Genomic DNA, 26,529 nt, shown 5'->3' with positions numbered 1-26,529 from the left:
ATAAAATAGTGTAAACATGGTATAATTCAATAGAGAATAAGAAAATGTGAGGTGGCAAAAATGAAAGCAAAGTATATAAATCCATTCACAGAAGAAATATTTGAAGAAGCTTTTAAAGTGGCTGAAATAGCTAAATTTACTTCTGAGGAATTAGTAGAGTATGAAGAAAGTTTAAAAATATATAGAGATAATATTAATGTAATAGAAACGGCTAAAGAAAAAAGAAAATTATAATAAAATCCATATGGATGAGATTATGAAAAGATTATTTCATATGAATAAAAAACCTATAATTGATTTTTTAAATGCTATCTATAAGGAAGATATTAGTTATAATTCAGGAGTTTAAAAATATGGTTAAAAGTTTTTATGATCCTAGCAAAAGTTGGAATAACTTTTGTTGCTATTTCCTTTGTCATAAGCTGTCATATGGTTCTCCTTGCGTTTTATCACTCCTAGTGTTATTAATGTGTTAGAAGTGGTAGAAACTGATATAAGGAGTGGTATTATGAAATTATATGAAAGTGAAACGGATAAAGGACTTAAACCAACAGGTGTATATGTTAGAAGTGGAACAACATCTGCCCCTGCATCTGAAGATGCTATCCGTATGATGATAAAAATGACAGATGGTGATTCATTTGAGGCAAATCGTTCTCTAGTTCAAGAGTTGACTTTTAATAGATTAGATGAGGAATTAAAAAAAAGAGGTTTAGAATTTACTGAAGTTCAAATGAAAAATTTAGGCATTCTTTCTTCTGATGATATTTATACAAATATGGGGTTACTTGTTTCAGACCAATGTAAACACTCTATCAAATTTGCAATTTTTCAAGGCACAGATAAGCTAGTTTTTAAAGATAGAAAAGAACTTACTGGTTCCATATTTGTTCAGCTTACAGATGCTTATAAAACCATAGATTTTTATAATGGTACAAAAGCCACCTTTCATGATTTACTACGCACAGATGAGAGGGATTATCCAGAAGATGCTATTCGTGAAGCTTTGCTGAATGCTATCGTTCATAGAGATTATTCATTTAGTGGTAGTACATTTATAAACCTTTACTCTGACCGTTTAGAGATTATCTCTTTAGGAGGACTGGTATCTGGACTATCATTAGAGGCAGCTATGATGGGAGCATCACAACCCAGAAATGAAAAATTAGCAAGCCTATTTTATAGAATGAAACTAATTGAGGCATATGGCACAGGTATAAGCAAGATAATCAGTTGTTACAAAGGTTTATCTGTACAACCCAAGTTTGAAAATGTAGAAGGTGCATTTAGGGTTATTCTACCTAACACACATGCACAACAATTAAGTGTAGAAGATCAAAAGTATCTCCAGATACTAAGATTATTTGAGAATCAAAAAGAAATCACCCGAAGTGATGTTGAAGAAGCTTTGGGAATTGGTACGACTCATGCAATTAATATGCTCAAAGAAATGCTTTATAAAGATTTGATTAGTAAGGTTGGAAATGGCAGATTGACGAGATATATGGCGAAATAAAAAGCAAAACAAATCATTCACTCCGGCCATAATTTGTTATTATACCCTGGGATATAGTAATAAAATTGTGGTTTTATTTACAATTTTGTTTTGCTTTTATCAAGTCATTAGATAAATTCAGGAGGCCAGTATGAAAAAACAAAAGAAGCCTAGTGCACCAAGACATAAAAGATTAAAAAAATCATCTAGACTACAAGTAGCAAAAGGTTGGATTTCTTAAGTTTGGTTATAATGAATTTAGGATATAATTAAATATAAAGGGTAGGTGATTAGCGTGACATTATCTATAAGTGATTTAAAAGATATATTAAAAAATGGAGAGAACTCCCATGTAGAATTTAAAGAAACAAATGTTAGACCTGAAAGTATTGCAAAAGAATTAGTTGCATTTTTGAATTTTGAAGGTGGAACATTATTTATTGGAATAAGTGATAATGGTGAAATATTAGGTGTTAACGATAAAAATTTCGAAGAATGGACAATGAATATTTGTAGAAATTCAATATTTCCACCTATTATACCTAGCTATGAGGAGTTAATAATTGATGATAAGAAGGTTATAAAAATACATGTAAATAAAGTTTCAAATAAGCCCTATTATGTGTCTACAAATAATAAATATTACATAAGAGTTGGTTCAACTTCACGTGAACCATCACAGCAAGAATTGATTAGCTTGCTACAAGACTATAATGCTCTTCACTTTGAATTGACACCTATGTTTAACTCAAGCCTTAAAGATATTAGTAAAATAAGAATAGAAGAGTATTTTACTAAACGAGGAATAGAGATTGATGATTTTAGTAATGATGAGCTTGAAAATTTATTATTTAATACTGAAATTATGGTGGAATCTAACTCAAAGAAATACATTAGCCTAGCAGGTATGTTATTCTTCTCTAAAAAGCCAAGCTTATGGTTAAAAAACGCAGGTGTGCAATTAGTTAGGTTCAATGGAAATGATGTAACTGATGAAATTATTGATAAAACATTGGATTTTGTTAATATACATAACAAAGTTAGTGAAAAATTTGAAGGTATAAGAAGAATTGATATATATGAATATAACAAAAAAGTATTGCGTGAGGTAATAATAAATGCTTTTGCTCACAGAGATTGGAGCTTAGATGGTGCAAAGATTAGAGTTTATATATTTGATCACTTTATTGAAGTAAGAAGTCCAGGAAGAATACCTGATACACTCACACTAGATAGAATGAAAATGGGAATTTCTTATTATAGAAACCCTCTAATTATGCAAATGCTTGTTGACTATGGATATGCTGACAAAATAGGAAGAGGAATCATGAGTATAATAAAGTTTCATGAGAAAAATAATTTAAAATTACCAGAGTTTGAAGAGTTAGGTTTTGAATTTAGAGTTAAAATATTTAGAATAACTAGTCAACAATAGAATAGCAAGGATTAATTTGTCTACTTCATTTCCAAATTAATCCAAAGACTCCTAAGGGTAAACAATTTTTTATTAACATTAATTAAACAATGAATAATAATCAAAAAAATAGATTTATATAAATAAAATAAACAAAGTAACTATAGGGTTTTCAATATAAAAATTAATTTATTCATAAAATATATCGTTGATTTGTCTAGCTTAGACACAATGTATAAATTAATATCTAGGGTAAAAACCCTATAATAAAACAGGAGAGTGATTAAGGTTTTGGCAAAGGGAGTGCTCAATTTTGAGCGGAGCCAAATTAAATATATAAGTGTTTAAAAAAGTACATATATGGTAAAATTTTTACTAAAGAGTGTATATAGAGAGAAATTGAATCAGATGGAAAATTCAAATAAATTAATAAGATTTGATTGGTTTATAAAGAAAATGCTACGGGATAAAAGTAACTTTTAAAGAAAAAGTAAATATTTTCCCAGAATACTATTTGATTAATATAGAGAGATTTAAGAATACTGTAAAAGAGGATATAGATGAGTGGATATATATGCTTAAAAATTCAGATGGCGGAAGAATTATTATATCAAAAACAATATGAAGAAGCATCGAATTTATATAATTTAACTAAAAGGGCGGAATTCTCCTATCTTCTATAAGTGGGAGATGGATAGCCCTTATTATTTTAGGTTCCCTAAAATAATAAGGGTTTGACAAATAGCTTATAAATAACAAAATATGAGATGATTATTTAGTTAAATTAATGGTATAAAGGCTTAGATTGCCATATGTAGAATATTTGTTGCTATCTGGATTGTAAGATACATCAATTTTTATATTGTTAGTTGTTGACGTTAGTGTAAAAATATAAAGCCTATGATCAAAGGCTGCAGCTAAAGCATCTTCATCCAAAATTCTTTTATCAATATATTTAGGAACAAAGACTTTTTCAAAAGATCTGCCAGAACCAGTAAAACTGATAGTATTTCCAGTAGAATCTTTACCACTAAAAGATTTTCCATTATTATTTAGGGTTATATCCCCATTTATATAAGCGTAATTTAATGCATCACCAATTATTTTGGCATTGTATTTGTCAGCTGCAAGGTTAGCTTTTTCTCTATAACCAATAAATTTAGGAATTGATACAGCAGATAATATACCCAATATAGATATAACAATTATAAGTTCAATTAAAGTAAAACCTTTTTTAGAAATTTTCAAAACTAATACTCTCCTTTACCATAAATAAAATTCAAGTTACAATAATTATATCAAATAAAAGAAAAAAAAACCAGTTAGTAACAAAAAAAAGTCTTTCGGTTTAGAGCAACAAAAATTGTAAGCAGAAAACATAATATCATGGAATGCATCACTAAATTCGAAAACCATATTAAACTCAGGAATTTGTGAAAGCTAATCAACAATTTGAGTTTTACGATAAGAAGGTATGTTTTGGAATATTCTTATTACAAACATATGGTTAGTAAGATTCAATTTCATAAAATTCAAGAAAAATACTGGAACTAGAATACGTTTTTCTTCAATAATTTCTTTTATATCTTCTAACATGGCTTTTGGGTCTAATCCTGAAATATTTGAAAGGACATCAAAATCAAATAAATCCTCAACAGGTCTTTCAGCATTTAATGCTTCAAATATATTTAAATCATTTAAATCCATTTTATCTTGAATTTTTGATAGTTTTTCTAATTGCATATCACCCCAGAATGCTTTTCTATAAGCATCTTTAGGTGCATCCCACATATTTACATGACTTTCACGAACATCACGACGAATAGAGCAAAGATGGACAAATTCTATTTCAGGATTATTTTTCCATAGATCAATAACGCTTGTCAATAGATTATCTAAAACACGCATATGATCGCCGTTAAAGCAATCAAAATCACCAGTAGATTCAAATCCAGTACAGATGTCATCTTTATTTTGAAACCATTTGGATAATTTATCTTTTGTTTCTTTTGAAGTTCCTTTTTTAAGTTTTACGAACCAATAATAAAGGCCTCAACCGTAAACTTGTGTTGCTGGATTCATTACAAACAGTATTAAATGCTCGTCATAAAGTCTGTGCATTGGCTTAATGATTTCTTCTTTATCTAACCCAGTAGCTTTGGATAAATACTCCATATTAAAAACGTCAGGATGTATTTGATAGGATGATTTAGCCACATTATAAGCACTCATTGAGGCATGGTCTAAGGGTACAATACCTGGTTCTAGGAAACCTGTTCCTCTTGGATTAAAAAATAGTCTTGTTTCCATTTTAATTGCTCTTCGCTACCTAATATATAAGTAGCTTTTTTATTTTCACTCATGTTTAACTGTACCTCCTTTTGTTATTATAAAAGATTACAGTACAATTTTCAGATATTATTGTAATTGCTGTAAAGGGATTTTTAAAAGATGGCGCGGTTAAAATTAGGTCAACTTCCTCTTTATAAGGCTTAGCAAGTTTAGTTATTATAGTAAATAATCAGGATGATGTTGAAACATTAAAGAAATGGTTAAAAGTATCTAGTTCTGTACAAAGTTTAGAGGAGTTTGTTAGTAAAATTAAATAGATCGAGCTAAAATACTAGGGATAAATATTTTTCTGGGTATAAAACTATAAACAGAAGGAAGAAAATTCGGATGGTCAGGCTGGTACGCAACTCAATTTTTAAGAGGTCGGTTGGATAGTGATGAAATAAAAAGGTTAGAAAACTCAAGCCAAATGGTATACTTTTTACCTCCAGATAGTGAAATTTCACCAGTATCTTCAAATCTATCAAAGGATAGTAGTGAAAAGAAAGATTGGGAAAGAAAGCTTTCTTCATTAAAGAAAGGGCAATGTATTTCTCAAGGACTTTTCATTGATGATAGTGGAGAGAATAAAGGTGATGTAGCTGTGGTAGTGGATATTACGGCTATTGGGGATAGAGGTTAGCAAGTTAGAATGTAACTGGATATTTAATAATATTTACATTTCATAAAAATAAAGATACTTCCTTAATTATCTGATATAATTTAGATATTAAGAGGTTTTTTATTTTTGTAATCATCTTTGAGATATAAACTTATTGAAAATTTGTGGAGTTATTTTTTAAATAAATATGGTATTGATTCAGCGGAGTTTGAAATTGAATGGTATAAAAAACTATTAAGAAAGATGGAGAATGAATAATGAAAATATTAGTTTTGAATGGAAGTCCAAAAGGTAAGAATAGTATTACCCTGCAAACGGTATTGTATTTACAAAAAGTCTACCCTGAGCATGATTTTACAGTTTTAAATGTAGGACAAAGAATAAAAGCATATGAAAAAGATTTTAGTGAGGCTAATAAAGCCTTAGAAGATGCAGAACTGATTTTATTTGCTTATCCTGTTTATACATTTATTGCTCCTTATCAGATGCATAGATTTATTGAACTTATTAAAGAAAATGGTGTAGATTTAAAAGGAAAATTTACAACTCAAATTACTACATCAAAACATTTTTATGATGTGACTGCTCATAAATTCATTGAAGAAAATTGCCACGACTTAGGACTTAAATATATTCGAGGTTTGTCTGCAGATATGGATGATTTACAAGAAAAAAAAGGTCAAATAGAAGCTGAGAGCTTTTTTCAGCAGCTATTGTTTTCCATAAAAAATGATATTTATATTTGTGCTTCACCAGGTGTTTATAAAGAAAAAAGAGAGATTTATAAACCAATTTTAGAAAATACCTCTAAAGAGAGTGGTTTTGATGTAGTTCTCTTAACAAACTGTTCAGATGATGATACTAATTTAAGAAATATGATTGAAGATTTTAAGTCAACATTACCTTATAAAGCAAGAGAAGTAAATTTGAGAAAAACCATTATTCATGGAGGATGTCTTGGTTGCTTAAGTTGTTCAGTTACAGGAAAATGTGTGTATAAGGATGGTTTTGATGATTTTTTAAGAAACGAAATTCAAAAGGCAAATGCAATTATATATGCATTTACTATAAGTGATCACTATACACATTCAAGCTTGAAACTTTATGATGACCGTCAGTTCTGTAATGGACATAGAGCTGTAACAGAGGGGATGACTGTAGGATATTTGATTAGTGGGGATTATATGGCAGAAGCTAATCTTCAAACTATCCTGGAAGCACGTTGTGAAGTGGGTGGAAATTATCTTGCTGGTGTTGCAACAAACGAAAAAAATACTTCTAAGTCAATTCAAAATTTATCACAGAGTATTTGTTATTCACTGAAAAATAAGTGTACAAGACCAAAGAACTTCTATGGTGTTGGAGGCACAAAGATTTTTAGAGATCTTATTTATTTAATGCGTGGAATTATGAAGGCTGACCATAAATTTTATAAGGAGCATGGTATTTACGATTTCCCGCAAAAGAGAAAAGCAAGAATTTTAATGATGTATATCATTGGTTTTTTGATGAACTTACCTTCTGTACAGAAAAAAATGAAGGGTCAAATGAATGAGTTTATAATAGCTCCATATCAAAAGGTGATTGAAGATGCTAAACCTAAAAAAGAGTATCAAATTCAATCCAAATAGCAAACTAAATTTAAAGATTTCGCAAACACCCCAGCAGGTTGTGCATAAATTAGATTGCACAACAGCAACAAATAGAAGTATTGTTGCTGTTTAAGCTACCGTTATGAATATTTCATACTTTTTAAATCTAAAATAATAAAGTACATTAAAAAGATATTCTAGGAGTTTTTCAACTCCTAGAATATCTTTTTAAATTTAGCTTTACATTCTTTAACACGATTATTTACATTTTCTACAAAATCCTCAGTTTCTTTTCTTGTTATAGTTCTTCCCTTTGATGAACTTGTGCATTTTAATTTATTTTTACAAGCACCACAAGCATCATAATTAAAGTACTTTTTTTGTTTAGCATTTATCTTTTTAGTATTTATCTTTTTAGTATTGCAATATAGCTTTTGCCCCTCTGGACAAATATATAGATCTTCATCTTTTAAATACTTAAATTTTTCACTAAAATATATGGTATCTCCTATACTATTTGAGTAAGTTGGTTTCGCAACATAAGGTATAATGCTTTCTTCACTACATTTGATAAAATCTTTTGTATGGAAATATCCTTTATCTGCTAGAACTTCAATTGAATCCACAGTAAAGATTTCTTTTGCTTTTTTACTCATATTGTACAATTGGCCTTGGTCGGCGGAATTATTAATCACATCATAAGTAACTATTAGCTTATTTTTGGTATCTACAACTGTTTGCACATTATACCCCACATCAGTACCTTGACTAGCGCCAAATTTAACAGTCTTAGCATCTGGGTCAGTGAAATTAATCTCACTTTCATCGTTTAAAACTATTTTAGTGTCCAAATCTCTATAATATTGTAACTTTTCTTCTAGTGATTTTATTGCAGAAATAAATGACTCTCTATCAAAATCATTATTATTCTCATCCAAATTATCGTTTACTTCTAGTTGATGAATATAGTCATTAATTTTATTTTGAGCTAATTCTCTTACTTTAGATAATTTATTTAGACTATAATGCTTGCGCTTTGATTCAGAAGCTTCTATCTTTGTACCATCAAGAACTACTAAGTTTTTACCATATAGCCCCAAATTAATGCAGTAATCTACAAAGGATTTAAAAACATTTTCAAGAGCTTGCGAGTTATCTTTTCTAAAATCTGCTATAACCCTATATTTGGGTTGTACACCTTTTAACTAAAAGGGCGGAATTCTCCTATCTTCTATAAGTGGGAGATGGATAGCCCTTATTATTTTTGGTTCGATACCAAAAATAATAACTTCTTGACGAATAAGTAAGTATGGATTATATATAAGTGTAAGTAACAGATTTCTAAAAAACAATTGTGGAAATTAAAGATTAAGGAATGAAATGAGGTGAGAAAATACTAAAAGCATACAAATTCAGAATATATCCCAATGAAGAGCAAAAAGTATATTTAGCTAAGACTTTTGGATGCACTAGATTTGTATATAATAAAATGCTAGGAGATAGAATTAAATCATATGAGGAAAATAAATCCATAGATATTAAGACTATGAAATATCCTACCCCTGCACAGTACAAGGGTGAATTTGAGTGGTTAAAGGAAGTTGATAGTTTAGCGCTTGCCAATGCCCAAATGAATTTAGATAAGGCTTATAAGAATTTCTTTAGAGATAAATCTGTAGGATTCCCAAAATTCAAGAAGAAAACCAATACCAATAACTACACAACTAATAATCAAAAGGGCACTATATACATTGAAAACAATCATATCAAAGTACCTAGTGGAAAGTATTTCATTAGTATTTTAGTTGAAACTGAAATTGTTGAACTAGCTAAAACAGATAAAAAAATTGGTGTAGATTTAGGAATAAAGGAATTTGCAATAACAAGTGATGGAGTGTTTTTTAGTAATGCCAAGCACTTAAAGAAATCAGAAAAAAGCTAGAATTAAAGTAGCAAAGCTGCTGCCAAATTTAATGTTGAGTATGGTCCTTCTTACTGGAAAGTTTAATAATGTAGGTTTTTCTAGTGGGACTAAAAGCGATTCAGATTGCATGCATGATGTAATATATGACGTTGAAGCAAAAGATCTATGCATCAAGGATTTGGGATATTATAACTTAAGAATATTTGAAAAACTTAATGAAAAGGGAGCTTTCTATCTTTCTTCAAGCTTATCTATCTCATTATTTTTACTATTCTCTTTTTAATGAATGTTTCCCAAAAGTTGTTTCTCTCTAGTGAAATTAAAAGCTACTTATAGGCTAGTGTGTGAAATAATTTTATTATTATAAATAATATTTTTTAGGGTAAACTAATTGTTAAAATAATGAGTTTGGTGCTATGGCTTGGAGGAATATATTTTGAACAAAACAATCCTTACGGAAAAACAAGGTATTTGTATAGTAATAATGTTTATCTTATCAAATGCTATCCTAGGTGTAAGAGGTATCCAAGCAAAGGAGGATTTTTGGGTAGCACTTATTCTAACAATAGCTATTACAATATTCATGTCATTTATCTTAAGTAAGCTATATTACACATATCCTAATAAAGATCTATTTGATATTATTGAAATATGTTTTGGAAGATTCATTGGTAAGATATTTATAACACTTTATGTTTACTTTCTTTTAGAGGAAGGAACTATGGTATTGATGAATTTTGCTTATTTTACTAATTTAACTTATTTGGACCGTACTCCATTGCTTGTAATAAAAATGTTTTTTCTCCTTTTATGTCTTTACACCTCAAAATTAGGAATATATATCCTAGGAAGATGTAGTGAATACTTTCTTATATGGGTTATTCCTATAATCGGATTTTCAATTGCATTTTCAATACCTGATATGGATTTTAATAATATTAGACCATTTTTTAATACCGGTGTGCGTCCAATCATGATGGGTGTTCTCTATGCATATACCTTTCCTTTTGGTGAGATTGTAACTCTTTCTGCAGTTTTATCTAACTTAAAAGAAAGAAATTCTGCTTATAAAATTTATATTTCAGGTACATTAATATCAGGATTAATCTTACTACTAACTTCTAGCACTAATATTTTAGTATTAGGGGTAAAAGTAGCTTCCTCAACCTTTTATCCTACATATATTACTATGTCTAAAATTCAAATTGGGGATGCTATACAAAGAATAGAAATTATAATGACCCTAGTCTATATATTATCTGCACTTATTAAAACAAGTGTTTATTTACTAGCAACATGTAAAGCAATAATCAAGTTATTTGATTTTCATGATCATAGCTTTTTATTAACACCTACTGCATTCTTAATGTTAAATCTATCTATTTTTCTTACTCCAAATATATTAGCCTATTGGGAGTATAACGATAAATTTTGGACTTATTGGTCACTTTTCTTTTTATTTATTTTCCCTGTTATTCTTTTAATAGTATCCTCAATTAAAGAGTATAAGAAAATAAAGTTCTTGTGACTTGAGAGGTGTGTTTTCTTAGAAAAAACACCTTTATATATTTATTTAGAGCAATTCTTTAATAAGCAACAAAAACTGTTCCATTCTTTGTTTTTTGATATATTTCTGCAAACCTATTACAAAGGATGTTGATTAAATGAATAAAAAACTAAAGATATTAGTTTCAAGTATAGTAAAGTTATTTAACCCTGAAATTATTATGTTGTAAGGGGTCAGGTACCTTACAAAAACTGGAATGGTTTTTGCTGCTATCTGTAAGGCACAGCTAGGCTAGTGTTTAAAGATAGAAAAGAACTTACTGGTTCCATATTTGTTCAGCTTACAGATGCTTATAAAACAATAGATTTTTATAATGGTACAAAAGCCACCTTTCATGATTTACTACGCACAGATGAGAGGGATTATCCAGAAGATGCTATTCGTGAAGCTTTGCTGAATGCTATCGTTCATAGAGATTATTCATTTAGTGGTAGTACATTTATAAACCTTTACTCTGACCGTTTAGAGATTATCTCTTTAGGTGGACTGGTATCAGGATTATCATTAGAGGCTGCTATGATGGAAGCATCACAACCAAGAAATGAAAAATTAGCAAGACTATTTTATAGAATGAAATTAATTGAGGCATATGGCACAGGGATTAGCAAGATAATCAGTTGTTACAAAGGTTTACCTGTACAACCCAAGTTTGAAAATGTAGAAGGTGCATTTAGGGTTATTCTACCTAACACACATGCGCAAGAATTAAGCGTAGAAGATGAAAAGTATTTACGGATACTAAGATTATTTGAGAATCAAAAAAGAAATCACCCGAAGTGATGTTGAAGAAGCTTTGGGAATTGGGTAATTATATATCATATGTTGTAAAATTAAGTTATAATTGTAGAGAATAATATTCCTTAAACTTTTGAATTAAGTACAATTTGTTAATTAGCACCGGTGCACTAGTAAGAAGGCTTTTTACAATAGCGAGTATTCTTCTCATGATGAAAATGGAAATCTATAAAGAGTTTTATAACCCCAATTAAGATAATAGAAAAATAAAGAACAGGATAAAAAATTCTTGTTATATAGTACTCATAGGGTAATATTCTAAAATACAACACAAACCATCTAAAAGCAGAAAAGTACATAGCAGAAAGAATAAAAAACACGCTTTCTTTTAGCTTAATCTTTTTTCTTAATAAAAGGACAACTAATATAAATAAAAGTGCAAATCCTCCTTCAAATAATTGAGTAGGGTAACTCTTACCATTGTAAATAGATTGAATTAATTTTGAACCAATTATGCCATTTAGAACTGCCTCATCTTTATGTGGAAATTGAACTCCAAGAAAAGAATTTGTGTGTTTTCCTCCACAGCACCCATTAAGAAAACAACCAATCCTCATAATAATGAAACTAATAAAAAATGGGGTAGTCAAAGTATCTAAAAATACTTTAATATTCTTTTTTATAATTTTATTGATAAGTATACTTACTAAAAAAGCTACTACGATTCCTCCGTATAAAGAAAAATATGCTGTTTTTAATAAGAAAAAGCTTATATTATTTTCTCTAAAATATTTATAATTCACAAAATAATTTAACCCTCTTGCGCCTAATAAAAAGAAAATAATTATCAATAAATATATACACAAGATTTCTGACCACTTATATGTTTTTTTTCTTAACAAGTAGCATGACAATAAAAAACCTATTGTCATGCTTAAAACCATAAAAGTTGAATAACTTTTTAATACTATCTGTTGTCCAAAGAAACTAAAATTAATATTAGGATGCATTTTTTCTCCTTTATTTATCTAAAGTTTTTTTCGCTTTTAGGTCTGCTGTTATTGTTAATTCACCATCTTCAGAGCTAAAAGACTCGATTAAACTACCCTGTAATGAAACGCTATCATCACCTTCATAGGAAGCATTAAGTATGGTTTCATATTTAAAATAACTGGTTCCCATTCTTTAGTTTCTTCATTATAATAACCGGCACCAACACTCTCTTCTGCAGTCATACCTTCTTCAATGTCACTTTTTTTATAAGGTATCACTAATTCTAAAATTGCTGCAAGTTCCTCCTGAGTGTCTATGGAAAAATCATATGCATCAACCTCTATTTCGCCCATTACAGCAGGTGCGTCTACTTTTTTTATGATACATTCTGCTTGTTCATCTAAGGTTAGTGAGGATATTTTTAGCTTCACACCATCAACCTGTGCCTCTAAATTATCCCCATTTAGCTTTTGGTTTTTCGCACATCCAGCCATAGATGTAACAATCAATAAAAATACCAAAATACTTGACAAAATTCTTTTCTTCATATTATCCTCCTATATGTATTCTTAATTTAAGTATATATTAGAAGGCAAAATAAAAAAATCACCCTTTGAGGTGATTTAAAATACAATTAATAATTCTTCTCAACAGTTTTTGTTGCTATTTTAGATATTTAAAAAGAAAAAAGAACGTACATGCGTATAAAATCGAATTATTTGTAAATAATATAAAAGGAAACACAATAATTTACTTTTGCAAGTTAATTATTGTATAATTAATATAGAAAGATGAATTATTACTTATAGATAGGAAGTGAATTCAATGGAAAATTCAAATAAATTAATAAGGTTTGATTGGTTTATAAAGAAGATGTTACGGGATAAAAGTAACTTTAATGTGTTAGAAGGCTTGCTAACAGCGTTACTTAAAAAAGATATCGTTATTTTAAATATTTTAGAGAGTGAAGGCAATCAAACAAGTGAAACCAATAAATTTAATAGAGTAGATATTCTTGTAGAAGATGAAAATAAAGAGAAGATAATAGTTGAAATACAAAACGAAAGAGAATCTGATTACTTAGAAAGAGTTCTTTATGGAAGCTCCAAAGTTATAGTAGATTATTTTAAATTAGGTGACAAATATAAAGATATTTCAAAGGTTATTTCAGTTAGCATCCTTTATTTTAATTTAGGCACCGGAAAAGATTATATTTATTATGGAACTACAGAATTTTATGGAATGCATACAAATGAAAAATTGAAGGTGAAAAATAAAGTAGTGTATATAGATGATACAGGTGATGATAAGGTAACTTTTAAAGAGAAAAACAATATATTTCCAGAGTATTATTTAATTAATATAGAAAGATTTAAAAATACTGTAAAAGAAGATATAGATGAATGGATATATATGCTTAAAAATTCAGAAATCAAAAAGGAATTCAAGTCCAAGTATATCAAAGAAGCAGAGAGACAATTAAATCTTACAAAACTAGAACAAAAGGATCGAAGAGCCTATGAAAAACATTTAGAAGCTATAGCAATTGAGAGAGATATAATGTCTACAGCTAAGGTAGAAGGATGGATTGAAGGAAGAGAAGAGGGACGAGAAGAGGGAAGAGAAGAGGGAAGAGAAGAAGAAAAAATAGTTACTGTTAAAAATGCCATTTCTTTAAATTTATCAATAGATCAAATATCTGCATTAACTGGATTATCAATTGAAACAATAAAAGAAATCATGGAAAAATTATAGAAACGTGAATTACTAAGTTTCTTTTTAAATTGTGATCTAATATCAAAAAGCTTGTAGTAATCAGGGATTAGTAACTTTAGTGTGAAAATGTTGATATCAATCAAAAATTGCTCATTTTATTTACAATTTTTGTAAAGCACCTGACCCCTTACAAAAACTGGAACAGTTTTTGTTGCTTAATTATTTAACAAATGAACCACAAGATGACGAGATTATGAGTAATTATGAACTATGTTGTTCTATCAAGTATTGTAGTAAAATACTTTAGAGCAGCATAGCTTTTTTAGCTTAACTTGATGGCTATGAACTATCGGGTGTAAAATCCTTTCTAATAAATTAAGAAAGAATAGAATATATATATAAAATTATACTGAAAAAGAGAAGCATTACTATATGGAAGTGATGGAGTGGCTGGAATATTTATTTCAGAGTTGGTATGAGGACTTTTATATAACACAAAAATGAGTTTGCCTAGTATGTGGGAGTTTCCAGGGGTAAGGTTGAGAGTGGGCGCCGGCACTTATTAACAATATTTACAATTTGTTAATAAGCACCGGTGCTTTTGTATTTTAGTAGGAGATACAAACCCTAATTTTCAAATAAAGTATCCAAAGAATATTCTTGAAACTCAATATCAGATGGTTTTTCAAATAATTTATTATCTATATCAGCATTTGCTTCAAAACTAGTAACCTTACTTCCATTAACTTTATTTCCTGCTGAATAAGTTTCAGTTTTTAATGGTATTGAATATTTAATTGAAATCCACATTTTCACAGTATACATACCTGAATCCGGATCATAATTTTTAATTTCTAAATAAACAACATCCTCCCCATCTAAATTATCTATTTTTGCAATAACTTCCTCGTTTTCTGAAGTGAACAAATCTTTAAAACTAGCATCATCCATAGAAGTATCACCACTATCTTTTTCATCATCTTCTTCATATTCTCCATCTAGCATAACAACACCGGTTTTTTCACCTTCAGTATATTGGTAAGTAGCCTTATCTGCCTTATTGTAAATCATAATCATTTTAGTGTTTGTATTTTCATCCATGGTTTCCATACGATATGAATCATTCTTAGAATATGTTTTAGTTTTAACAACACTGTTATCTGCATTTATTGATTCTGTCTCTGTTATAATGGTTTCTGGAGCGTCATATTTTATACTATTTAACAATTCCATTCCCGTTAAGCTTTTATCTATCTCAACTTTTTTTTCCTCTTCTAAAACTGGCTCGTCCTTCTTTGCATCATCTTTCTTTTCGTTCCCTGAAGTTTCAACCTGATTCTTTGGACCATCAGAAGTATCTTCAAAAGTATTTTTAGAACATCCAGTAGCTAGAAGTGTCATCATAGAAATTACTATTACTATACTAACTATTTTTTTCATTATTCTAATCCCCCAATTAAATAGTTCTTATTTGATTAACTTTATACTTCCTATCAATGGTAACCATCCTCCTATAATTTTTATAAAATAGATTCTACTTTAATCATAAGAGTTTTTTAGCTTGTTTCCAATATACTAGTAGTCACTTTCGTAGTAACTTAAGGCTAGTATTTATAAATATTATAGGTGACTAGTCATCATTTTAGTAAAATTAGTTTCTATATGGGGACATTTATCAATTTCCTCCTTCACTTTTTGCTCCTATTAAAAACTTGACCATTGAAAACTATAGATATGTATTATCAGAGAGTGTCAATGTGTTTATATATTTTAAAAACAGCATTTTTGTTGGAGTTATTTCAATGATCCTAATAGCACTAATAGCAAGTTCATTAGCTTATGTATTGTCCAGGTATAACTTTATTGGGAAAAATCTTATATTTTCATTGATTATTGCAACCATGGTAATACCAGGGCTTGGGTTGATTATTCCACAATATCAAATAGCAGTAAAATTTAATATAACTAATCGTTTGCTGGGATTAATTCCTGTATATACAGCGTGGATGCTTCCTTTTTCTACATTTATGATTAAGGGTTTTGTTGATAATTTGCCAAGAGAACTTGATGAGGCAGCTTATGTAGATGGAGCCTCTACCTTATGTGTTTACTTTAAAATAATTTTACCTTTAATGAAACCGGCAATAGCTGCGGTTAGTATATTTAACTTTCTATCTTCATGGGAAGAATATGGGTGGGCCCAAACAGTAATTAGTAGTGAAAAGTTAAGGACAATTCCTATATATATTGCAGGCTTTTTTGGAAGAAATAACTTTACGCAATTTGGATATGTATTTGCTATATCATTTCTATCCTTGATTCCAATTCTAGTTATTTTTATAAGCTTCCAGAAATATTTTATCACTGGATTAACCACTGGAAGTATTAAAGGTTAAGTTTTGTACTAGATAATTTATGATTAGATATAAATTTCTATTTTATAAAACCCATTAAACGTTTAACAGTATCTGTATTTTCTTTTGATGTAAGCAGTTCTAAAAGTGTAAAAGCTACATCAAATGCTGTAGAGGGATTGTAAGAAGTTATTATATTTTTATCTATTACTATTGATTCATTAGATATTATGTTTACACCAAGTTCTCTTAATTGTTTTTGTCTTTTCCCATTAGAAAGGTTATATGTAGTTGCATTTCTTTCAGTTAAAACACCACTTTTACCAATAGGAAGTGCGGCTACACAAATAGAAGCAATAATTTTTTCTTTTCTATTAAATTCTTTTATAATATTTAAAAATTCTTCACTGAATGCATCTTCATAAAATCCAGCTTCTTCAAAGCCACCAGGGATTGCTAATGCATCGAAATCATCAACATTTAAATCTCTTATATGCATTTCAGGAGTTACAGTAAAGTTCCAGGTACATTTAAGAGTTTCTCTTGTTCCAACGGTTACTAATTCGGTACTTCCATCTCCTTCAAATTTATTCCAACCTATTACATCGGTAAAAACACTTGCTTCAACAGCTTCAAATCCATTAGCAAGTAATAAACAAACTCTTTTCATAAAAATTCTCCTTTTATGTCGCCACAAATTACCAGGGCAGGGTATTAATATTATTAATTATATCTTTTTTATCGTCTATGTCAACTTAATGGGTTGAAGTTAGGAAGTCGTGATGTGTTTATTAAAGAGCAATTAGCAAATTAATGCGAAATATAATGGTTCTAAAAAAATTGTATACTATATTTATTTAGTCATGGTCTTTAGTAGCTCAGATTTTTATACAAAAATGAAAATAATGTTATTATTTGTCGAATATAACAAAAAAATAATATTATATGATAAAATAGATTTTAGAAAAATATACAGTTTAAAGTATAGATATTCCAAGGAGGCATTAATTTGGCTAAAAGCACTACTGAAGAGAAAATCTTAAAAAAGAATAAAATTGTAGATTTGATAATAAAAAATTCTGGAGAATATGGGAAAAAGGAAATAGCTGATTTTTTGAAATAACTCCACGAAGGGTAGAACAATATATAAATGATATTAGGGAACTAGGAATCATAATAAAACATGAAAATAAGAAGTATGTATATGTAGACTCTGAAAACAATGATTTTTTTATTTTCAATGAAATTGATAATAGGGATATAAGAGAATTTTTTACCTATGAGGAATTGAAACTGATCTATAATTTTAATAGTATCATAGTTCTCGGTTAGTTTATTTTTTACCTCTATGAACCACATAAAAGAAAAGATAGATTAAAAGAATTAAATAAAAAATATGATAGTATAAAACTAATAAAGAAAACTTAGAAATAAAAAATACCCCTTCTAAGTTTTCTTTATTTTGATTTCCACCAATAAGCACAATTATAGCTTATACATTAATTATAATTTGAATAAACTATTTAAGCATTTTTAACGTCTAATAAGTAAGAGCTTAAAAATATGGAGAAAGGAGGTTGCAACTTGGACTTAGAAGAAAAAGTTTTAAAAGCAAAAAAAGGTGATGATAATGCATTTTATGAATTAATTTCAGAAAGGAAAGAAATGTTATATAGAACCGCTTACACTTATGTAAAGAATAAAGATGAAGCACTAGATATTCTAGATGAAACCATTTATAAAGCTTATATCTCCATTAAGAAGTTAAAGGATCCTAGATTTTTCAATACTTATCTTACCAGAATTTTAATAAATATTTCACTTGACCATATTAGAAAAAATAAAAAAATTAATGTGGTAGAACTTAAAGATAATATCCCTATTGAAAAAGCTAATTTAAGTTTTGAAGAAAAACATGATTTAAAAGAAGCGGTTAACAAACTTGATGAAAAATATAAAACCGTTATAATACTTAAATATTTTCAAGATATGACTATACAAGAAATATCCGACACCCTGTCATGTCCATTAGGAACAATAAAATCACAACTACATAAAGCTCTTAAATTACTAAAAATAGATTTAAAGGAGGGCGAATTAATATGAATGAATTTAAAGAATTAAAAGAGGATTTTGAGAATATTCAAGTTCCACCAGAAATAGATTTGATTATTGAAAAATCAATAAAAAGGGCAAAAGCTTATAAAAAAGGAAGATTCATAAAGAACTCATTCATTGCTGCCTCCCTGACTATTTTTATAGTAGCTGGTGCAGTGGGCTTTTTAAAGCTACCGGATTTAAAAAAATCTAATATGGCAATAGAAAACAAATCAGAAAACCAGAATTTATCTGAAATCCTAGATAATTCAACTAAAGAAGTCACCCCCTTACCAACAGTAGATTCTAAAGATAATTTAATAGCTTTGCTAGATTCAGTACCTGAATATTATCATGATTTAAGTAATAACCTTAACCTTAAAGGTGGGGAATGGGTGGAAGATTCATTAAAGGCAACTTATGAAACAAACGCTGTTAATTTTTCGGACTCAAAGGAGTATTCAAAAACAAATATACAAGTAAGTGGTGTAGATGAAGAAGATTTATATAAAACTGACGGAGAGTATATTTATAAGATTATCCCATTTGGAGATGAATCAAGTTTCAATATAGTGAAAGCATATCCAGCAGAAGAAATGGAGAATGTAAGCAGTGTAACTTTTGAAAAAGGATTTAGGCCCAAAGGTCTTTACTTAGATGGGGATAAGGTTGTGGTAATAGGAGATTATTATATAGAAGAAAAACATGCTCCTAAACCACCTTTCACAGAAAGTCTTGATGAAATAAAAGCTTATGTATACAATATCGAAGATAAAAACCATATAACTAAAATAAAAGAAATTTCCATGGAAGGGTACTATGTTTCCTCTAGAATGGTGGATTCAATAGTTTATATAATTACTAATGAATCTATTGATAAAGAAAATTTGGATGCTTTGGGGGCAAAGATAACTCCTGAATTTAATGATAGCCATAGGGATACTGCTATAGTAAAAGATTTCGCTTGTATTAAATATTTACCAAATACAATAACTGCAAATTATATTAATATTGCCTCAATTAATTTAAAGGCGCCTAATGAAATTATCAACACAGAAACTATTTTAGGCTATGGAAATAATATATATTCATCAGCTCAAAACCTTTATATATCAGGTACAAGTTTTGATGAAAAAGGAAATGAAAAAACCAATATTTATAAATTTGCCTTAGATAAAGGAGAAGTAAAATTTATAGCAGAAGGAAATGTCCCAGGTTCGGTTTTAAATCAGTTCTCAATGGATGAATATAATGAATACTTTAGAATTGCTACCACATCAGATACTTATAATGAATCATTAATAGAGGAGGAGCCTAGTGATTCTGATAAAGCTATAAAAGATTATAAATATAGCTCTTTAATTAGTGATACTAAGAATAATATGTATGTTTTAGATAATAATCTAGATGTTGTTGGTGAAATAGAAAATCTTGCTGAAGGAGAAAGAATTTATTCAGCTAGATTTATGGGAGATAAAGCATATATGGTTACTTATAAACAAGTTGATCCTCTTTTCGTTTTGGATTTTTCAATTCCAACTGATCCAAAAGTTTTAGGTGAACTTAAAATTCCTGGGTTTAGCGATTACCTTCATCCTTATGATGAGAATCATATAATAGGTTTTGGACAAAATACTTCAGTGATTAATGATGATGGTATAGAGAGAGTAATAAATGAAGGCATGAAAATGGTTTTATTTGATGTAAGTGATTTTAGTAATCCCAAAGTTCAATTCTCAACTTATATAGGAGATAGCAACACATACTCACAAGTTAGTTATGATCATAAAGCTTTCTTGTTTTCCAAAGAAAAAAATTTAATTGCCTTTCCTATCAATGATGAATATGGTGATGGTTTTCAAGGTGCATATATTTATAATGTGGATTTAGAAAAGGGATTTACATTTAAAGGCAAAATCACCCATACTACTGAAGAAGAGTTGAATGATATATACTCAAATTCAAAACCTGATAGTGCTTATTGGGCTCATTTGATTGAAAGGATATTTTACATTGATAACAGGATATACACTCTTTCCAGGGAGTTAGTTAAAGCCTCAGATTTAGAAACTCTAGAAGAAATTAAGAGTTTGGAATTGAAATAAAAAGCTTCAATAATAATGATTGCAGTTATAATTAATGGTATATTTGCGGCTATTGGTCTTGGGTTCTTTAATTCAACTATTATCATTAGTAGACCACTTAAAAAGATTTTAGATTCTGCAAAATTTATTTACTTCGGTTTTTAATAAATGTGATTGATTTGCAAGTTTTTCACTTGTAGCCGCAGTTTCTTCGGCAGCTTCTTTATATAAATCTAAGCTGTTTGTGTTGATTTTTTTCATACTATTTGTACCTACGACTCCAACTAAACATGTGACTAAAGAAACTAAAATAAAAGCTGTTATTAATTTTGATGAGACTTTAAAGTTCCCAAAAAATTTTGTTTTTGTTAATAAGTTCATTTATAATTCCTCATTGGTGGTTATACTATAAATAAATTAGTATACAAAAATATATTATATTGAAATATAAGGTTAACACAATAATATAACAACATATTTAACCAGTATTTAATCAATATTTAACTTAGTATTAATGTTAAAAGGAAAGTAAAGAAAATAGATTGGTATGTAACATTTTCGTGGTTTAGATAAAAGGGGAGGCGCAGATGGGGCAAGAGTAACATTAGAACCACAAAAACATTGGGAAATAAATGAGCCGGAGAAGCTTAGCAAGGTTTTAAATACTCTAGTAGTTTACTAAGACTGTTTACAAGACTTTTAACAAAATTGCTTTTTTGTTTAATTTATTATAAAATATGTTATCATCAATTATGATATTTTTATATTCATAATTATAGGAGCGTGAAAATTTTTACTATGGAAATTTTATTTTTATTTATATTGATTGCGGTAAATGCTTTCTTTGCAGGTTCTGAAATTGCTTTAATTTCTTTAAACGACAACAAAATAAAGTTATTAGCTGATGAAGGAGATAAAAAAGCTAAGCAATTAGTTAAGCTATTGGGGGAACCTAGTAGATTTTTGGCCACTATTCAGATAGGCATTACTCTTGCAGGTTTTCTAGCCAGCGCTTTTGCAGCTGAATCCTTCGCTGACCCACTTGTAGATATATTTAAGGGGTACAATCTGCCTATGTCAGAAGCTGTACTAAGGGTTACTACGGTAACTATTATAACAATTATTTTGGCCTACTTTACATTAGTTCTTGGGGAGCTTGTACCTAAGCGTGTTGCTATGAATAAAGCAGAGCCTATAGCTTTCTTTGTGGTGACTCCACTTACTATTTTATCAAAGATAACAAGCCCTTTTGTAAAACTTCTTACTCTTTCCACAAATTTTTGTGTAAGATTATTTGGAGTAGATCCATATTCTACTGATGACAATGTTACAGAAGAAGAAATTCGAATGATGGTTGATGTAGGAGAAGAAAAGGGTGCTATAGATGAACGTGAAAAAATAATGATTAACAATATCTTTGAGTTTAATAATAAAAAAGCAGAGGATATTATGACTCATAGAATGGAACTTGTTGGTATACCAGTTAATATTGAATTAAAAGAACTTATCAAAACTTTAAAAGCTGAGCAGTATTCCAGAATTCCTGTATATGAGGAAAGTATTGATAATATTATTGGAATTCTTCATGTGAAAGATTTGCTTTCACTAGTGATGGAAGATGCAGAGGAAAAATTTGATTTGGCTTCATATATTCGAACCCCTTTCTTTATACCAATGCAAAAGAAAATTGATGAATTATTTTTCGAGATTCAAAGTGCAAAGAGTCATATGGCCATTGTTTTAGATGAATACGGTGGAACTTCAGGCGTGGTTACTATTGAAGATATTGTTGAAGAAATTGTGGGAAATATATTTGATGAATACGACGAAGAAGATGATAGAGAACTAAAGCAGATTGATGAAATGACTTTTGAGGTTAGTGGCATGATTAGTCTTCATGATTTACAGGAGCCTTTAAATGTAGACCTTCCAGTGGAAGAATATGAAACATTAAATGGTTTTTTCATTGGGTTATTTGGAAATATCCCTCCAAAAGGAATTGTAAGTGAAGTGAAGTTTAAACATTTGAATATTCAAGCTGTTGAAGTTACTGATAAACGCATAGAGAAGGCAATTATAAGTATACAAAATAAATAATAAAAAAAAGGGTTGTTAGCAAGCTAAATCTAAAGATTTCGCAAACGCCCTAGGGGTGAAATATATCGATGAAACGGGAAGTCATTGTAGCAATTACATCAGAGAATATATACCAATTACCATATTCCATTAACACTATGGCGGTGGACTGGGCACAACGAGACTTAGAACGCCCAGAAGGTACGAAGAATTATTTATTGATACAATGTTTGTCAGGATATGGAAAAATCCATTTTGGGGATAAGCGCTTTAGTATTGAACCAGGAGATGTTTTTATCTGGAAGCCTGATGCAGAACAATACTATTATGATTCAGGTAATGAATCTTGGTGTGTTAATTGGATCAGCTTTAATTGTATAGGACTACCTATTTATATGGAAGAATCTTTTTATGTTAGTAAAGACTGTCCTATAAGTTTAGGATTATCCATGTTTGATACTATAAAAAAACGAATTCAAGAAGAAACAGTTGAAGGTCATATTCAAGCTGCAGTAGCATTGTTTTCATTTTTAAGTGAAATATACATTTGTGACAGACAGGCAATTAACAAGGTAGATGGATTTGATATCACATTAGTATCGGATTATATGAAACAAAATCTAACAAAGCAATTGACACTTGATGGATTAAGTGAGGTGTTTCATTTCTCTGAATCATATTTGTGTCGGTTGTTTAATAGAGTCTATCATAGAACACCAATTCAATATTTTATTGAATTAAAAATTGATAAAGCCAAAAGATTACTATTATCAGATGGGGAAGAAAAAATTAGAGATATTGCAAAACAATGTGGTTATGAAGATCAAGTCTATTTTGCAAGAGTTTTTAAAAAGTACGTAGGTATGTCACCATCTATTTACAGGAAGTCTCAAGTTCAATAATATGAGTTCAGTATTTTCATATATAATAGTCTATTATTTCTCTATAACCTCTTAAAATAAGGGTATATAATTATTATAAGAGTACAATATAATTATAATGTAATGAATGGAAAATAGTTACCGGACAATAGGTAATCTATTGAGTTTATTGTAAAAATAAATTGGAGGAATAAAATTATGAGACAACCCAATATTCTATGGCTAATAGCAGAAGATATGTGTCCTAACTTAGGGTGCTATAAAGATGTAGATGCAATTACACCTAATTTGGATCAATTGGCATCAGAAGGTCTACGCTATGATTTGGTAACTAGCTGTGGGCCTGTTTGTTCTGCCGCTAGAACCACTCTTGCCTTAGGTATGTTTCCACCATCTGTAGGAACAGGTAATCATCGGAGCCATGTCAAACTGCCATCCAATATCAAATTATTTGCCCAGTATATGCAAGAAGCAGGCTATTTTACTGCTATTAATAAAACTGATTATAATTTTCAAGTTGAATATGACAACCATGGGATGAAAGGATGGGATATAGAATTTGATGCAAAGTATTTTGAAGACTCTGCAGATGTGCCCGCTGCCATTCAAAGAGCTTGGAAGAATAGAGATGACAAACCTTTCTTTTTTATGAATACCTTTGCAGTGACTCATCAATCAAAATATGGATTTCCCAATAAACCTGAAAAACACCGTGAAATGTTTATACCCAGAACAAAACCAAAGGATTACCGTGATAGAAACAAGCTACATATTCCAGCCTACCACCCAGATAATAAAGATACCCGTGAAATATGGGGCCAGTATCATGAATGTGTGACAGCTATGGACAGAATGGTGGGTGAAACCATTGAACACCTAAAAACTGACGGTTTATATGAAGACACCATTATTTTTTTCTTTGGCGATAATGGCATGGGCATTCCAAGTGGTAAGTTCAATATGTGGAATGAAGGGACTGATGTACCCCTTATTGTTAGAGTTCCTGATAAATATAGACATTTAACAACGGTATATGACATAGGTGCGGTTAGTCACCGTGCAGTGACTTTTATAGATTTTGCACCAACGGCATTAAAACTGGCAGGGGCTGAAATACCTAATTATATGCAGGGGGAAAGCTTCTTGAACCCGGACAGTGATAAGGTGCCAAATGTGAATTTTTCTTATAGAAACAGAATTGATAGTAGTTGTGAATTGGTTCGTTCTGTAAGAAATCAGCAATACTTATATATTAGAAACTTTTATCCCCAAAAAGGGTGGCGTTATTCACCATATATAGCAATAAGTTCTCCTTATTTTATGGCATCATGGGACAAGGAAGTTGGAGAATGCCAGGATGACATAAGAACTTACAATCGGTTAAAAGCTTTTAATATGTCCAAAAAACCTATTGAGGAGTTATATGATCTTGTTAATGACAAGGATCAAATGAATAATTTGGCATACAAGCAGGAATATAATGAACAGCTTTTGTTTATGAGACAAGAAGTTCATATAAATATGATAGATTTAACAGATGGAGGTCTTATTCCAGAACAAGTATTAAAGAAAATGGCTGCTGCAACTACAGCTTATGAAGTGATTCATAATAAGGAGTTGTATCCACTGAAAAATATATTAGACATTTGTAACAAGATGTTAGATGAAGAGGTAAAGGCAGAAGATTATTATACTTATTTGCATGCGGACAATCCTATAATAAGATATTGGGGAGTTCAAGGTATTTATGCTGTGGGAATTTATGACAGAATCATAGCTTCTAAGCTTAAGGAACTTCTTAAGGATGAGAGCGTGGCTGTAAGTCTTGCGGCAGCTGAGACTATTATTGCATTGACTTTGGATGAGACAGATATAGTTCAGGCCAAAGAAGTGCTAATTGACTGTTTGAATTGTGAAACGGATGTGTTGATACCGCTAGAAACCATTGATTGTATGGACCGCTTAGGAGAGTCAGTGAAAGATTTAATTCCTTTTACAAAAAGATTGCTTAATATGAAGGCTATTTCACAAGAAAAGGATGCAGACAGATATTTGCATGCGGTTTATTCTATGTCAAAGCTATATGCTGAGAAAATGGGAGTGCCACATGAATATAATGATAATGATATCAAATTTAATGAAAGATTGTATGAGTTCCGACGTCTTAACAGCTTATAAAAGGAAAGAAGGGGAGGCAATGAGATGAGTAAAGGATTTCCATGGATAATGCCAAAAACTAAACCAGATGATAGAAAAATTAGTGCTGCAATGAGTAGATTGTATGATATTTATGGTCCAAGAGGTGATAATGAAAATGAATTCTATTCCATTTTTAACCCTCATTCCAACAGCTGCAGGGCCTTTTGATCCTGATGCTTTTGCTGATAATGGCAATGCAAGGGGGATTACCTGGGGACTATGCCATATGAGAAAAAGTGATGATACCGGCTTTTATATTGCTCGTTTTGATTGTGATTTATCAAGCTATAATCTTCATCCGGAACTGAAACGGGACCGCTTTATCATGAATGAAACAACTTATTTTCAGCCCTATGCTGAAACTGATAATTCATTGGTAAAGACTTTTCAGGAAGATATGAAAAAAGTTGATATAGATACTTTATAAGATGGAAATTATTGCTTGGGGA

At 29.8% G+C, this 26,529-nt stretch carries 27 protein-coding genes and 2 pseudogenes; 20 read left to right on the top strand and 9 right to left on the bottom strand.

The features are described 5' to 3' along the window. The first annotated feature begins 60 nt into the window (after positions 1-60). The 4 genes from BUB83_RS21620 to BUB83_RS22715 all read left to right on the top strand — a co-directional run bounded on the left by BUB83_RS21620 (position 61) and on the right by BUB83_RS22715 (position 3,592). Positions 61-234: a PD-(D/E)XK nuclease family transposase gene (locus BUB83_RS21620; protein WP_143160526.1), complete on the top strand. Its 174-nt coding sequence runs from the start codon at positions 61-63 to the stop codon at positions 232-234. 274 nt (positions 235-508) lie between these two features. Next, the gene (locus BUB83_RS11135) at positions 509-1,516 is read left to right on the top strand and encodes an ATP-binding protein (RefSeq protein ID WP_242950665.1); all 1,008 of its coding nucleotides are present in this window, start codon (positions 509-511) and stop codon (positions 1,514-1,516) included. Positions 1,517-1,790: 274 nt separating this feature from the next. Continuing rightward, positions 1,791-2,930, top strand: coding sequence for an RNA-binding domain-containing protein (locus tag BUB83_RS11130; protein ID WP_073338548.1), 1,140 nt, complete (start codon positions 1,791-1,793; stop codon positions 2,928-2,930). Between the two features lie 539 nt (positions 2,931-3,469). Further along, positions 3,470-3,592: a hypothetical protein gene (locus tag BUB83_RS22715; protein WP_278336926.1), complete on the top strand. Its 123-nt coding sequence runs from the start codon at positions 3,470-3,472 to the stop codon at positions 3,590-3,592. Between the two features lie 88 nt (positions 3,593-3,680). On the opposite strand, the gene BUB83_RS11125 is transcribed toward BUB83_RS22715, so the two are convergent. The 3 genes from BUB83_RS11125 to BUB83_RS11115 form a co-directional block, all read right to left on the bottom strand. After that, on the bottom strand, positions 3,681-4,157 hold the full coding sequence (locus BUB83_RS11125; protein ID WP_073338547.1) for a type II secretion system protein: 477 nt from the start codon (positions 4,155-4,157) through the stop codon (positions 3,681-3,683). 192 nt (positions 4,158-4,349) lie between these two features. Beyond that, positions 4,350-4,817, bottom strand: a complete 468-nt coding sequence (locus BUB83_RS11120; protein WP_073338546.1) for a hypothetical protein — start codon at positions 4,815-4,817, stop codon at positions 4,350-4,352. 144 nt (positions 4,818-4,961) lie between these two features. Next, entirely contained in the window at positions 4,962-5,219 is a 258-nt protein-coding gene (locus BUB83_RS11115) for a hypothetical protein (RefSeq protein WP_073338545.1), read from the bottom strand. A 409-nt stretch (positions 5,220-5,628) separates the two neighbouring features. On the opposite strand from BUB83_RS11115, the gene BUB83_RS11110 reads away from it, so the two are divergent. Beyond that, positions 5,629-5,883, top strand: coding sequence for a hypothetical protein (locus BUB83_RS11110; protein WP_073338544.1), 255 nt, complete (start codon positions 5,629-5,631; stop codon positions 5,881-5,883). 236 nt (positions 5,884-6,119) lie between these two features. Then, the gene (locus BUB83_RS11105) at positions 6,120-7,493 is read left to right on the top strand and encodes an NAD(P)H-dependent oxidoreductase (RefSeq protein ID WP_073338543.1); all 1,374 of its coding nucleotides are present in this window, start codon (positions 6,120-6,122) and stop codon (positions 7,491-7,493) included. 176 nt (positions 7,494-7,669) lie between these two features. Here BUB83_RS11105 and BUB83_RS11100 read toward each other — a convergent pair whose 3' ends face one another. Then, the gene (locus BUB83_RS11100) at positions 7,670-8,554 is read right to left on the bottom strand and encodes a transposase (RefSeq protein ID WP_073338542.1); all 885 of its coding nucleotides are present in this window, start codon (positions 8,552-8,554) and stop codon (positions 7,670-7,672) included. 293 nt (positions 8,555-8,847) lie between these two features. On the opposite strand from BUB83_RS11100, the pseudogene BUB83_RS11095 reads away from it, so the two are divergent. The 4 genes and pseudogenes from BUB83_RS11095 to BUB83_RS11085 form a co-directional block, all read left to right on the top strand. Further along, a pseudogene (locus BUB83_RS11095) lies at positions 8,848-9,390 on the top strand (helix-turn-helix domain-containing protein); the annotation flags it as partial. Positions 9,391-9,427: 37 nt separating this feature from the next. After that, positions 9,428-9,661, top strand: a complete 234-nt coding sequence (locus tag BUB83_RS21610; protein ID WP_143160525.1) for a transposase — start codon at positions 9,428-9,430, stop codon at positions 9,659-9,661. Positions 9,662-9,814: 153 nt separating this feature from the next. Next, positions 9,815-10,906 (top strand): GerAB/ArcD/ProY family transporter, encoded by a 1,092-nt coding sequence (locus tag BUB83_RS11090; RefSeq protein ID WP_073338541.1) that lies wholly within the window; start codon positions 9,815-9,817, stop codon positions 10,904-10,906. A 273-nt stretch (positions 10,907-11,179) separates the two neighbouring features. Next, entirely contained in the window at positions 11,180-11,725 is a 546-nt protein-coding gene (locus tag BUB83_RS11085) for an ATP-binding protein (protein WP_073338540.1), read from the top strand. 125 nt (positions 11,726-11,850) lie between these two features. Here BUB83_RS11085 and BUB83_RS11080 read toward each other — a convergent pair whose 3' ends face one another. Then, the gene (locus BUB83_RS11080; RefSeq protein ID WP_073338539.1) at positions 11,851-12,690 is read right to left on the bottom strand and encodes a prolipoprotein diacylglyceryl transferase family protein; all 840 of its coding nucleotides are present in this window, start codon (positions 12,688-12,690) and stop codon (positions 11,851-11,853) included. 87 nt (positions 12,691-12,777) lie between these two features. Then, positions 12,778-13,221 (bottom strand): hypothetical protein, encoded by a 444-nt coding sequence (locus BUB83_RS11075; protein WP_073338538.1) that lies wholly within the window; start codon positions 13,219-13,221, stop codon positions 12,778-12,780. A gap of 277 nt (positions 13,222-13,498) precedes the next feature. On the opposite strand from BUB83_RS11075, the gene BUB83_RS11070 reads away from it, so the two are divergent. Further along, positions 13,499-14,428, top strand: a complete 930-nt coding sequence (locus BUB83_RS11070) for an Rpn family recombination-promoting nuclease/putative transposase (RefSeq protein ID WP_073338537.1) — start codon at positions 13,499-13,501, stop codon at positions 14,426-14,428. 588 nt (positions 14,429-15,016) lie between these two features. On the opposite strand, the gene BUB83_RS11065 is transcribed toward BUB83_RS11070, so the two are convergent. Then, positions 15,017-15,829, bottom strand: coding sequence for a hypothetical protein (locus BUB83_RS11065; RefSeq protein ID WP_073338536.1), 813 nt, complete (start codon positions 15,827-15,829; stop codon positions 15,017-15,019). A 362-nt stretch (positions 15,830-16,191) separates the two neighbouring features. Here BUB83_RS11065 and BUB83_RS11060 point away from each other — a divergent pair, with 362 nt between their 5' ends. Next, positions 16,192-16,785 carry a carbohydrate ABC transporter permease gene (locus BUB83_RS11060; protein ID WP_073338535.1) on the top strand — a complete coding sequence of 198 codons (594 nt, stop codon included), beginning with the start codon at positions 16,192-16,194 and terminating at the stop codon, positions 16,783-16,785. Between the two features lie 37 nt (positions 16,786-16,822). Here BUB83_RS11060 and BUB83_RS11055 read toward each other — a convergent pair whose 3' ends face one another. Next, a complete protein-coding gene (locus BUB83_RS11055) occupies positions 16,823-17,413 on the bottom strand; it encodes a DJ-1/PfpI family protein (protein ID WP_073338534.1) in 591 nt (196 codons plus the stop codon). Between the two features lie 914 nt (positions 17,414-18,327). Between BUB83_RS11055 and BUB83_RS11050 the strand changes: the two genes are divergently transcribed. After that, positions 18,328-18,849, top strand: a complete 522-nt coding sequence (locus BUB83_RS11050; protein WP_073338533.1) for a sigma-70 family RNA polymerase sigma factor — start codon at positions 18,328-18,330, stop codon at positions 18,847-18,849. Beyond that, complete coding sequence (locus BUB83_RS11045; protein WP_073338532.1) at positions 18,846-20,945, top strand: beta-propeller domain-containing protein; 2,100 nt, start codon at positions 18,846-18,848, stop codon at positions 20,943-20,945. Before BUB83_RS11050 ends, BUB83_RS11045 begins: the two co-directional genes overlap by 4 nt. A gap of 108 nt (positions 20,946-21,053) precedes the next feature. Here BUB83_RS11045 and BUB83_RS11040 read toward each other — a convergent pair whose 3' ends face one another. Continuing rightward, positions 21,054-21,305 carry an MCP four helix bundle domain-containing protein gene (locus BUB83_RS11040; protein ID WP_073338531.1) on the bottom strand — a complete coding sequence of 84 codons (252 nt, stop codon included), beginning with the start codon at positions 21,303-21,305 and terminating at the stop codon, positions 21,054-21,056. 175 nt (positions 21,306-21,480) lie between these two features. Between BUB83_RS11040 and BUB83_RS22855 the strand changes: the two are divergent. The 6 genes and pseudogenes from BUB83_RS22855 to BUB83_RS21605 all read left to right on the top strand — a co-directional run. Continuing rightward, a pseudogene (locus BUB83_RS22855) lies at positions 21,481-21,594 on the top strand (catalase-peroxidase 2); the annotation flags it as partial. A gap of 128 nt (positions 21,595-21,722) precedes the next feature. Continuing rightward, positions 21,723-23,021, top strand: a complete 1,299-nt coding sequence (locus BUB83_RS11035; protein ID WP_073338530.1) for a hemolysin family protein — start codon at positions 21,723-21,725, stop codon at positions 23,019-23,021. Positions 23,022-23,089: 68 nt separating this feature from the next. Further along, positions 23,090-23,902 (top strand): AraC family transcriptional regulator, encoded by an 813-nt coding sequence (locus BUB83_RS11030; protein WP_073338529.1) that lies wholly within the window; start codon positions 23,090-23,092, stop codon positions 23,900-23,902. Between the two features lie 177 nt (positions 23,903-24,079). Then, positions 24,080-26,059: a sulfatase family protein gene (locus tag BUB83_RS11025; RefSeq protein ID WP_073338528.1), complete on the top strand. Its 1,980-nt coding sequence runs from the start codon at positions 24,080-24,082 to the stop codon at positions 26,057-26,059. A 24-nt stretch (positions 26,060-26,083) separates the two neighbouring features. Next, positions 26,084-26,248, top strand: coding sequence for a hypothetical protein (locus BUB83_RS21940; protein ID WP_159434077.1), 165 nt, complete (start codon positions 26,084-26,086; stop codon positions 26,246-26,248). Continuing rightward, entirely contained in the window at positions 26,196-26,507 is a 312-nt protein-coding gene (locus BUB83_RS21605; protein WP_143160524.1) for a hypothetical protein, read from the top strand. Before BUB83_RS21940 ends, BUB83_RS21605 begins: the two co-directional genes overlap by 53 nt. Positions 26,508-26,529: the final 22 nt, after the last annotated feature.

This window comes from Clostridium grantii DSM 8605 (assembly GCF_900129965.1).
GTDB lineage: Bacteria > Bacillota > Clostridia > Clostridiales > Clostridiaceae > Clostridium_AF > Clostridium_AF grantii.
This window is presented reverse-complemented; position numbering and strand designations above follow the sequence as displayed.

Excerpts from the sequence above, each read along its gene's own strand:
- BUB83_RS21620 (WP_143160526.1), top strand. The coding sequence starts at position 61 with ATGAAAGCAAAGTATATAAATCCATTCACAGAAGAAATATTTGAAGAA.
- BUB83_RS11135 (WP_242950665.1), top strand. The coding sequence starts at position 509 with ATGAAATTATATGAAAGTGAAACGGATAAAGGACTTAAACCAACAGGT.
- BUB83_RS22715 (WP_278336926.1), top strand. The coding sequence starts at position 3,470 with ATGAGTGGATATATATGCTTAAAAATTCAGATGGCGGAAGAATTATTA.
- BUB83_RS11120 (WP_073338546.1), bottom strand. The coding sequence starts at position 4,817 with ATGCGTGTTTTAGATAATCTATTGACAAGCGTTATTGATCTATGGAAA.
- BUB83_RS11115 (WP_073338545.1), bottom strand. The coding sequence starts at position 5,219 with ATGGAAACAAGACTATTTTTTAATCCAAGAGGAACAGGTTTCCTAGAA.
- BUB83_RS11105 (WP_073338543.1), top strand. The coding sequence starts at position 6,120 with ATGAAAATATTAGTTTTGAATGGAAGTCCAAAAGGTAAGAATAGTATT.
- BUB83_RS21610 (WP_143160525.1), top strand. The coding sequence starts at position 9,428 with ATGTTGAGTATGGTCCTTCTTACTGGAAAGTTTAATAATGTAGGTTTT.
- BUB83_RS11080 (WP_073338539.1), bottom strand. The coding sequence starts at position 12,690 with ATGCATCCTAATATTAATTTTAGTTTCTTTGGACAACAGATAGTATTA.
- BUB83_RS11075 (WP_073338538.1), bottom strand. The coding sequence starts at position 13,221 with ATGAAGAAAAGAATTTTGTCAAGTATTTTGGTATTTTTATTGATTGTT.
- BUB83_RS11070 (WP_073338537.1), top strand. The coding sequence starts at position 13,499 with ATGGAAAATTCAAATAAATTAATAAGGTTTGATTGGTTTATAAAGAAG.
- BUB83_RS11065 (WP_073338536.1), bottom strand. The coding sequence starts at position 15,829 with ATGAAAAAAATAGTTAGTATAGTAATAGTAATTTCTATGATGACACTT.
- BUB83_RS11060 (WP_073338535.1), top strand. The coding sequence starts at position 16,192 with ATGATCCTAATAGCACTAATAGCAAGTTCATTAGCTTATGTATTGTCC.
- BUB83_RS11055 (WP_073338534.1), bottom strand. The coding sequence starts at position 17,413 with ATGAAAAGAGTTTGTTTATTACTTGCTAATGGATTTGAAGCTGTTGAA.
- BUB83_RS11045 (WP_073338532.1), top strand. The coding sequence starts at position 18,846 with ATGAATGAATTTAAAGAATTAAAAGAGGATTTTGAGAATATTCAAGTT.
- BUB83_RS11040 (WP_073338531.1), bottom strand. The coding sequence starts at position 21,305 with ATGAACTTATTAACAAAAACAAAATTTTTTGGGAACTTTAAAGTCTCA.
- BUB83_RS11035 (WP_073338530.1), top strand. The coding sequence starts at position 21,723 with ATGGAAATTTTATTTTTATTTATATTGATTGCGGTAAATGCTTTCTTT.
- BUB83_RS11030 (WP_073338529.1), top strand. The coding sequence starts at position 23,090 with ATGAAACGGGAAGTCATTGTAGCAATTACATCAGAGAATATATACCAA.
- BUB83_RS11025 (WP_073338528.1), top strand. The coding sequence starts at position 24,080 with ATGAGACAACCCAATATTCTATGGCTAATAGCAGAAGATATGTGTCCT.
- BUB83_RS21940 (WP_159434077.1), top strand. The coding sequence starts at position 26,084 with ATGAGTAAAGGATTTCCATGGATAATGCCAAAAACTAAACCAGATGAT.
- BUB83_RS21605 (WP_143160524.1), top strand. The coding sequence starts at position 26,196 with ATGAATTCTATTCCATTTTTAACCCTCATTCCAACAGCTGCAGGGCCT.